Here is a 1980-nt window from a genome sequence, read left to right as displayed (position 1 = left end):
CCAAATCCAAACCCGAACGAAAAAAGAACAGTATTAGAAGATTGGGCTTGGGCGCAGCAAAACTATAGTTTTACAATTGAGAAGAACAAGACGTCAATCAAAAAAATCACGATCGATCCAAGCGGATTAATGGCTGATGTAAAACAAACAAATAACGTTTTTGAAGTGAAGTAAATTTCTCTTTTATGATATAGAAAAAGCCCTTAAATTTAGTTTTAAGGGCTTTTCTTTTATAATCAAGTTTATTCCAAGTTTCTTTTTTTATACCATTTTCATATCTGCAACAACCTCTGGTTGTGCTTTTTTAAACGGAACCCATTCTCTATAACTAGCAGATCTCCATAACCATTCAATTGGTCCATAATTGTATTTTGAAAGCCACCATTTGCTAATGAATAGTTGAATTATAAAGACAGAAATAGCAAGGAAAAAGTAAAACCAATACGGCATTGAATCTGCAATACCGAATCCGATTCCAGAGAAAATAATACCTGCCAATATATTTTGAGTCATATAATTGGTCAATGTCATTTTTCCGCCTGCGCTAAAATAGCTGAAAACCGTTTTTAATTTGCCATTGATATACAAAAGACAAATTCCAGTTGATATAAAAATCATCGTACTTAAAACCAGCCAGTAAAGCGGGTGGAAGATTTTTAGAAATTCTACTTTGTATATTATTATGATATTAAACGCAATTCCGATAATGACAGCCAATGCAAAACTAACAACACAGATATTTTTTAGAAGTCCTTTTAATTCTCTTAAGCGATTGAAAAAGTTTAGTTTTTGAAGTAAAAAACCAAAAAGCATACAGCCCAACATTACATAATGAGCAGTAATCGCATAACCAGGAATAATAATTTGCTCGTAAAATGAAGCTAACAAGTTAAATCTAAAAAAGTCAATCCAATTTCCAGAATGATAAAGTTTTAGATATTCAGGATTTGATGCAATTACAGGATGTTCAATTTTAAAACCATTTACATAAGCCATTACAAAAGGAACTGTAAGTACAATCACACCAGAAATAATAGCTAAAGTTTTGGCAGAACATCTATAAAAAAGTAATAATACAAGTCCTAAAAAGGCATAATCTTTTAAAATGTCACCCAGCCAAAAAGCAGAATTAATAAAAGCCAAAATAAAAAGCAAAAACATTCGCCAAGCAAAAAAAGCGATAGGATTTTTTCCTTTAGAGGCAACATTGTTAATTAAAATGGCAAATCCGAAGCCAAATAAAAGAGTTAATAATGTCCAAGATTTTGCCGCAAATAAATAGCGGTTAATGTATAGAAGAATTTCAGAGAAAGTACTGTGTTTAATTTCTTTCTCTATACCGATGTACAGGAAATCTAAATAATTTCCAATTGCTACGCCCAATATGGCCCAGCCCCGAAGTATGTCGACAATTGCAGTTCTTTTGCTCTGCTCGACAGGATGATAAGAATTTGTCATTTGATTGATGATTTTGTTGTGATTTGATTGATGATTTTGGAATAAACTTGATTAATGTTTAACGTTATCAAAAGTAGATAAATTATAGATTCAATATTTTTTCTTATAATAAATTTCACAAAAAAAGCGTGTTATTCTGATGTAACACGCTTTTAAAATCTTATCGTTTTTAGATTATGCCAAATGATCTAGCATATCTTTTGTCATAGTTTCTAAATCAAATTTATGATTCCATCCCCAGTCTTCTCTAGCAGAAGAATCGTCAATGCTTGCCGGCCAGCTGTCTGCAATCTTTTGACGGAAATCTGGATTATAAGTAATTTCAAATTCTGGAATATGCTTTTTAATTTCAGCAGCAATTTCTGTAGGAGTAAAACTCATAGCAGCCAAATTGTACGAAGAATGTATTTTGATTTCCTCAACCGGTGCTTTCATAATATTAATTGTTGCATCAATTGCATCATCCATGTACATCATTGGCATTTTGGTTTCAGATGACAAAAAGCACTCGTATTTTTTATC

General features: G+C 31.7%; 1 protein-coding gene and 1 pseudogene. Both read right to left on the bottom strand.

Annotation, left to right across the window (positions count from 1 at the left end; translation table 11 throughout):
- Nucleotides 1-261 precede the first annotated feature (261 nt).
- Nucleotides 262-1458 (bottom strand): DUF418 domain-containing protein, encoded by a 1197-nt coding sequence (locus tag B3J44_RS22230; protein ID WP_286971497.1) that lies wholly within the window; start codon nucleotides 1456-1458, stop codon nucleotides 262-264.
- A 174-nt stretch (nucleotides 1459-1632) separates the two neighbouring features.
- Nucleotides 1633-1980: pseudogene (locus tag B3J44_RS22225) on the bottom strand (NAD-dependent epimerase); the annotation flags it as partial.

The organism is Flavobacterium sp. UBA4854 (assembly GCF_002399805.1).
Taxonomy (GTDB): domain Bacteria; phylum Bacteroidota; class Bacteroidia; order Flavobacteriales; family Flavobacteriaceae; genus Flavobacterium; species Flavobacterium ginsengisoli.
This window is presented reverse-complemented; position numbering and strand designations above follow the sequence as displayed.